The organism is Chamaesiphon sp. VAR_69_metabat_338, assembly GCF_031423935.1.
GTDB lineage: Bacteria > Cyanobacteriota > Cyanobacteriia > Cyanobacteriales > Chamaesiphonaceae > Chamaesiphon.
Window position 1 is genome coordinate 1 of record NZ_JANPGM010000150.1, and the last position, 7,360, is coordinate 7,360.

At 46.5% G+C, this 7,360-nt stretch carries 8 protein-coding genes; 4 read left to right on the plus strand and 4 right to left on the minus strand.

What is annotated here, in order from left to right:
* On the minus strand, positions 1 to 653 hold a 653-nt coding region (locus RMO84_RS04445; protein ID WP_310487273.1), incomplete at its 3' end, for a ferritin-like domain-containing protein.
* A 218-nt stretch (positions 654 to 871) separates the two neighbouring features.
* Here RMO84_RS04445 and RMO84_RS04450 point away from each other — a divergent pair.
* The 3 genes from RMO84_RS04450 (at position 872) to RMO84_RS04460 (ending at position 4,266) form a co-directional block, all read left to right on the plus strand.
* Entirely contained in the window at positions 872 to 3,196 is a 2,325-nt protein-coding gene (locus tag RMO84_RS04450) for a tetratricopeptide repeat protein (RefSeq protein ID WP_310487274.1), read from the plus strand.
* A gap of 155 nt (positions 3,197 to 3,351) precedes the next feature.
* Entirely contained in the window at positions 3,352 to 3,621 is a 270-nt protein-coding gene (locus tag RMO84_RS04455; protein WP_310487275.1) for a DUF3146 family protein, read from the plus strand.
* A gap of 180 nt (positions 3,622 to 3,801) precedes the next feature.
* Complete coding sequence (locus RMO84_RS04460; protein ID WP_310487276.1) at positions 3,802 to 4,266, plus strand: hypothetical protein; 465 nt, start codon at positions 3,802 to 3,804, stop codon at positions 4,264 to 4,266.
* 43 nt (positions 4,267 to 4,309) lie between these two features.
* Here the strand turns inward: RMO84_RS04460 and RMO84_RS04465 are convergent, their stop codons facing one another.
* The 3 genes from RMO84_RS04465 to sufR form a co-directional block, all read right to left on the minus strand.
* Positions 4,310 to 4,480, minus strand: coding sequence for a hypothetical protein (locus RMO84_RS04465; RefSeq protein WP_310487277.1), 171 nt, complete (start codon positions 4,478 to 4,480; stop codon positions 4,310 to 4,312).
* Between the two features lie 62 nt (positions 4,481 to 4,542).
* Complete coding sequence (locus tag RMO84_RS04470; protein WP_310487278.1) at positions 4,543 to 4,785, minus strand: hypothetical protein; 243 nt, start codon at positions 4,783 to 4,785, stop codon at positions 4,543 to 4,545.
* Between the two features lie 17 nt (positions 4,786 to 4,802).
* On the minus strand, positions 4,803 to 5,447 hold the full coding sequence (gene sufR / locus RMO84_RS04475; protein WP_310487279.1) for an iron-sulfur cluster biosynthesis transcriptional regulator SufR: 645 nt from the start codon (positions 5,445 to 5,447) through the stop codon (positions 4,803 to 4,805).
* Positions 5,448 to 5,815: 368 nt separating this feature from the next.
* Between sufR and sufB the strand changes: the two genes are divergently transcribed.
* Positions 5,816 to 7,258 (plus strand): Fe-S cluster assembly protein SufB, encoded by a 1,443-nt coding sequence (gene sufB / locus RMO84_RS04480; protein WP_310487280.1) that lies wholly within the window; start codon positions 5,816 to 5,818, stop codon positions 7,256 to 7,258.
* The last annotated feature ends 102 nt before the right edge of the window (positions 7,259 to 7,360 follow it).

Genomic DNA, 7,360 nt, shown 5'->3' on the forward strand with positions numbered 1-7,360 from the left:
CCCCAATACTTAATCAAATGGTTGATTTCATCTTGGAGCATTTCGATTAATACTTGTTGCAGTGTTCCTGTAGAATGCCCAATTAGCCACAGATATAAACAGGTAGCACCATATTCAGTAAAAATTCGCGATAAACCATGCCGGTAAAGATCCTTGTCGGGAGAATTACTGGGTTGATAAGCCCGTGCGAGTTTGGGATTAGGAACGATCTTTTCGCCACTCAAGCGATGATAAATTACCATCAGTGCCGGTGCGTGACGACATTCTTCTAACTCCCAGATTCCTTTGCTATTAGTATTCCCCTCAGCATCGATCGATCCGCCAACAAATGTCGCCATCTGCGGATGAATCGCATCGAGATATTGGCGACTAGTATGGGTATAATCGCCAATCGGGGCTTCGGTATCGATCGCCCCTTTGAGAATGGCTAAAAATAGCGACAGCTCAATTCCAGTGACGAGGTCGGGGTTGATACTGCGCCAATCGATTCGCGCCCATTTCCGAGGCTGCGGACGATCGAATTGAGCTGGTAACTCTTGTAAGCGATCGGTTAAATAAGTTGGCTGAAAATAACGATCGAGTAAAGGTTGAATCGCGATCGAGAAATCAGTTTGAGTTCGATTTTTAAACCGATTGGTAAGAATTAAAGTCATAACTTGCGTAGCAATACTGAGGTGTTATCCCCAATATAAACTTCCGCATAAATACTGTCAGTCGGATCGAGTCGGCAATCTTATACTAGTAATAAGTCGGAAAAAGTCGGAAATCGATAAACAATAACGAGTAGTTGTTAGTTGTAACTGAATTAACAAATCCTAAATTTTATCCGCTATTCCCTATCCCCTAACCTCTACTCCCTACCCCCTAATCGATGAATATCGATACTGCCATCAATTGGCTCGATCGAACGCTCGCGATCGAGACAGGCTCCCATCTCAACGATCTCCAAATTTTTATCGTCAGCCAGGTATATTTGAGCCGCAAGTACGTGGAGATCGCAGCAGACTATCATTGCACAGAGGGACACGTCAAGGATACTGCCGCCGCTTTGTGGCAACTGTTGACGCAATTATTTGGCGAACGCGTCACTAAAACCAATCTCAAATCGATCTTGCAACGGCATCTCAATGCACCGCGCTCGACACCAAAACCGATCGTCAATCGTCAGTTTATCGGGAGAGAAAGCGCGATCGCGAGCTTAGATGAGTTAATTTACCAGGGACAACGCACGATCGCGATCGTCGGCGAAGGTGGGATCGGCAAAACGACGTTAGCACAGCAGTATTTAAAAACTGCTGGTTGCGAGCTAATTTTAGAATTAGTCATGGCCAAAGAGACAGCGCAAATTACGCCAGCGGCGATCGTTGTCGAAGAATGGTTGCGGCAAGATTTGCAGAGCGAACCCGGACGGGAATTTAGCATATCGCTATTACGCTTGAAGCGGCAATTAAGTACTCGCAAAATTGGCATTTTAATTGATAATTTAGAGCCAGTACTAGATCGGCATGGCCAGATCGTACTCGCTCGGCGCGACTATCTCGAACTGTTAAGAGTGTTAACAGATCGCCAGCTACTCGGTATCACTTTAATTACCAGTCGCGATCGACTTTGTGAAATCGATCTCAATCTCCATCACTATCGATTATCGGGTTTAGATCTGCAAACATGGCAAACTTATTTTAGCTATCGACAAATCGATGCCACCGATATCGAACTCGCACCATTGCATTATAGCTATGGTGGTAATGCCAAAGCGATGGAAATTATTGCTGGCAATATTCAGGCTGATTTTGCTAGTAATATTACGGTTTATCTCCGCTCCGATCGCAGTTTGCAGTCGGTAGAGATCGGCTTGCAACAATTAATTAGCAATCAATTCGATCGATTGGCAACTTTAGATCCCGACGCCTATCAATTACTCTGTCGAGCTGGCTGTTATCGCTATCAAGATCTCAGTCGCGTTGATGTGGATGCTTTACTATGCTTATTGTGGGAGATCGAACCATCGCGCAGAATCAAAGTCCTCGCTGCACTCAACAATCGATCGCTTATCGAGGCGCACTGCGGTCGGTACTGGCTGCATCCCGCAATTAGAGCCGAAGCGATCGCTCGGTTGCAATCTACTCAAGATTGGACTAAATCGCATCAAGCTGCTGCTAATTATTGGACTGAATCGGTTACTAAAATTACCGACGATCGCACGGCAATAGTCGCTTTAGAAGCGTATTATCACTATCTAGAGATCGATGATTTTGGGCGAGCGGCTAAAGTATTACTCCAGCCGCGACACAATCAATGGGGACAATTTTTACCATTAGCTAGTAGCTTATATCGACTAGGCTCAATCCAACCAATTTTAATCGCGATCGAGCAGGTTGTTGTTGGATTAGCACCAGATCGAGATCTCGCCGAACTCCAGAATATTCTCGGCGATCTTTATTGGATTACCGGACGAGTCGATCGAGCGATCTCCATCCAACAACGGACGCTCGATTATACAACGAGTGCCTTATCGGCAATCGATCTCGCAGATCGTTCCCATCGCGCACATTGTTTGCAAATATTGCATCTTGATTCGCTACTAAGCATTGGTCTGTATCGAATCGACTTGTGGGACTTAGCACGAGCTAGCGAACTATTTCAGAGTGTAATTAAATTGGCTGAAAATACTAGTGGCGATCGCTGGGTACAAAAGGCAACTATTTGCTTGGCATTAGTTCAATCCGAACTGAACCATCTCGATCGCGCCAGACAATTATTGAGTGAGGTTTCACCACTCACCAATCGCCAAAAATTGACTGGTAGTAGTGCCTTTTTCTTGCAAATTATCGGCCAAACCTATACTAACTTGGGTGAATACGATCTCGCCCGCTCGATTTATCAGCAAACCTTGACATTTTGTCGCACTGGCAATTACCTGCAAATTGAAGGTCGCACCCTCACTGGTTTAGCACAACTCGATCGCTTGCAAGGCAACTTCCCATCGGCACAGGCGCAGCATTTACAAGCGATCGAAATTCTCGACAGGCTCGGTGCCAAATGCGATCTTGCCGCCGCCTATTATCAAGCCGGATTGACATGGTACCAAGCTGGCGATCTGACTCAAAGCCAGATCTACTGGGAACGACACGCGCGGAAACTATTTACCCAAATCGCCGCACCCCAACAATTAGCCAAGCTCCAGCCGATCGGTTAAACCAGAAAATTACTGGCAATTTCCGAGATGCAATTAAACTCGTTCGGCTCTGTCGTCTCGAAGAGAATCGCCATCTACCGATCCCATCTGGAGTTGGTTGAGCTATCATTCATCTAAATATCCATAAATTATTTTGGCAGACCTCGATCTCAATCATGGCCAAACGTCAATTACCAGAAACAACCGCTCGCGTGCGCGTCACCCAGCACTCTTGGCAATTTGGGAAGGTGGTTGGTGAAGTGAGTGCTGGAGATTTTTGTTGGGATTTCCAATGGTGCTGCCGAGAAGGAAATTTGGAACTGACTGTCGAGCCAGCCCTCGGACGTGCGTTGATTCAAGACGCTTTGGGTCGATTCTTGAAGCAGTGGGACTATCAGCTCGAAGCTGGTGGCGACTACGAATTTACTGTCAGAGCAAAATTCTAATTTAGCGATCTCCGCGTCAATGGCAACACTAACTCTAAATTTTCTGTATCCTCGTGACAGCAAAAGATCTAGCTACTAACGAACATTTTGGGTGCTAGCGGAGTCATCAGAAAAGTGTCACAATCAAAATCGACTCTAACGTTCTGTCAAACTTTAACTTAAGACTTGCATTCTAATCCTATGAAAAAATTAACTTTAACTGCTGTATCAACCGCGCTTTGCTCCATATCGATCGTTGCGCTCTCGATCGCACCTAGCTTTGCTCAAGCCACCAAGACACCCGTAACTCAAAAAACAACTCCAGCTCCAACTACCACTCCTAACACCAACAGCAGCAGCAATCCTCAGACTCAAGCAGTCGAACAGCTCAAATTGACTAAAGATCAACAAGCTAAGTTAGTCAAGCTTCAGCAGACTGTCATGCAAAAGAAGATTGCTGTACTTAACCCCACCCAAAAACAACAACTTCAGCAAGCAATGAAAGAGGGCAAAAACCCCAGCTTGACCCTGACACCAGACCAACAAACTCAGCTCAAAGCCATCCAATCTGCGGCAATCGCCGAGCAAAATAAGATCCTCACGCCCGAACAACAATCCAAACTCCAAGAAATGAACAAGCAAAACAGCGTTCCGCAACAACGCTAAACCGTGACATCGTTTAGCAGTAGAGGTTTTTAAAAATAGCTTTTTAGCCTCTAGCTACCGATCCAGATTCAGTGGCGATCGCTTGAGATCGCGATCTCACGACCCAGGTATCGTTAGCGATAAACAGCCTGGGTTTTTCATGTCTATTGCTAACCATCGCCCGATCGTCAATACTCGATCGAGGCGGGATCGATCGTGCAGATTCAACTCTCAAACACATACCGATCGATCGCAACAGAGTTTTAGCCTAGTCCCCCAGTCTCCCCGCCCCGATCTCTACCACTGTAGAGATCCCGCCGTATCACCTTGCGATCGCTTCAGCTCCGCATCGCGCTCGAACCACTTGATAATTTGCTGAGGAGTCAGATCTTCGACTTTAACTCCCTCGTGCGCAGCAATCTGTTGGAGCATTCGCAGCGAAGAAATCGTAATCCGAGTCAAAAACTTCTCATGGGTAGATAACAAGGCTTGCTCGACCTCTACTGCCTCAGCGTGGGTTAAATATTGTGTGTCATTCATGAGTTGAGATTTGGTGATTAATTGCCAGTCATCGAAATCAAATAACCACATTGATGCTCGCCATCAACTAGCCAATGGGTGCGTTCCACTTGACAGTCAGCAAGTGCTGTGGCAAACATTTCCAACTCATGTCCGCAGACAGCCGGAAACGAGGTTGCGACCTGCGAGATCGCGCAGTTGTATTCAGTCAGGATAAATTTGTCATCTCGTCCGTCTAGAGGATGATACTCGGCCATATAGCCCTCTTGTCGGCGCAACTCGACCAACTTCGCCACGCGCTCTGGCAACACGCCATTACCGAGCTTGCGCCGATAATCGATACTTTTCTTTTGCCAGTGTTGGTGGAGGATCTTGCTAGCCTGCTCGTGACCGATATTTTCGACCAAAGTATCCAAGAACGAGATCGCAAATCGATCGTACCTGTCGGGAAAGCGTTCGCGTCCTTTTTGGCTCAGATGATAGATGTGCTGCGGTCTACCCGTCCCCGCCGAAACTGACTGATAAACGATTAAATCTTCGGTTTGTAAATCTTTAAGATGGCGGCGCACCGCTTGAGGGCTGATGTCTAGGGCGATTGCTAAGTCTTGGGCGATCGCTTGACCCTGTTTGAGGAGATATTCGAGGATGTCCTGTTTCGTCGAAGACTGCTGATCTATGATCATATCGGTACTGGGTGGGGAGAAATGGTCGCGCGCAGACATGCAAATAAAACTTTTTCGCTAGTTTTGCTACTTTAGCAACAACTATGTTGTTAAATTACGATACAATGAGATTAAACAATCAGCTCATTGTTTTAGTATACAATCTTTTGTCTACGCCCAGCCAGTAGATTTCACAATAGCCTTCGTGGTTGCCGATCGAGCCGAAGTCAGTCTCGACTGAGATTGTGTTACTCCCCAATCTCAATTCCCCTCCTCATTGGGTAAAATCCCCTCCTCGGAGGGGTGCCCGAAGGGCGGGGTGGGTCAGATCTCCGCAGCAACTCCGTTTATATTAACCATCCTTATTCTAGAGAGAACACAGGCGATCGATGAGTAGTACTGTAGTCCAAAACTTAGTCAATCAACCCTATAAATACGGATTCGTCACTGATATTCAGTCCGACCAGATTCCGCGCGGCTTGAACGAAGACATCGTGCGGCTGATTTCATCCAAGAAAGACGAGCCACAATTCTTGCTCGACTTCCGCCTGCGCGCCTATCGTCAGTGGCTCAAGATGACCGAACCCACTTGGCCGCACGTTGACTATCCCGCGATCGATTACAACGATATCATCTATTACTCCGCCCCCAAACAAGCCGCCAAAAAGTTGGACAGTTTGGATGAAGTCGATCCCATTCTCCTCGAAACCTTTGAAAAATTGGGGATATCCCTCAACGAGCAAAAGCGACTCTCTAACGTCGCTGTCGATGCCGTATTTGATAGCGTCTCGATCGGCACCACCTTTAAGGCACAATTAGCCAAAGAAGGTATTGTATTCTGCTCGATCTCTGAAGCTGTTAAAGAATATCCCGAATTGATTGAGAAATACTTGGGTAGTGTCGTCCCGATCGCCGATAATTTCTTTGCAGCCTTAAACTCCGCCGTATTTAGCGACGGTTCCTTTGTCTACATCCCCAAAGGCACCAAATGTCCGATGGATTTATCCACCTACTTCCGGATCAATACCGGAGATAGCGGACAATTCGAGCGGACACTCATCATCGCCGATGAAGGTGCCTCCGTCACCTATCTCGAAGGCTGTACCGCACCAGCATTCGATACCAATCAACTTCACGCCGCTGTCGTCGAATTGGTGGTACTAGATAACGCCGAAATCAAATATTCCACCGTCCAAAACTGGTACGCTGGCGATGAAACTGGCAAAGGTGGCATCTACAACTTCGTTACCAAACGCGGTTTATGTAAAGGCGTAAATTCCAAGATTTCCTGGACGCAAGTAGAAACAGGTTCGGCAATTACATGGAAATATCCGAGTTGTGTCTTAGTCGGCGACAACTCCGTCGGTGAATTCTACTCCGTCGCACTGACTAATAATCTTCAACAAGCTGACACTGGCACCAAGATGATCCATGTGGGCAAAAATACCCGCAGTACGATTATTTCCAAAGGGATTTCTGCCGGAAAATCGAAGAATAGCTATCGCGGTTTAGTCAAAATGAATCCGACAGCGAAAGGCGCGAGAAATTATTCCCAATGTGACTCGATGCTAATTGGCGACAGAGCGCAAGCGAATACTTTCCCCTATATCCAAGTTCAGAACCAAACCGCCAAAGTCGAACATGAAGCATCGACTTCTAAGATTGGTGAGGATCAGTTATTCTTCTTCGCTCAACGGGGGATTTCCCAAGAGGATGCGATTTCGATGATGATTAGTGGTTTCTGTAAGGATGTCTTTAATCAACTGCCGATGGAATTTGCTGTTGAAGCGGATAGATTGTTGAGTCTGAAATTGGAAGGTACTGTTGGTTAATTAGTCGCCTACGATTGAAATCGTGGCTAATGTTGCAAAGTCCGCCTACGCGGACTGAGTTGCTGGCATCCCTCTACGCTATTTTGAGAGAAAAGTTTAATG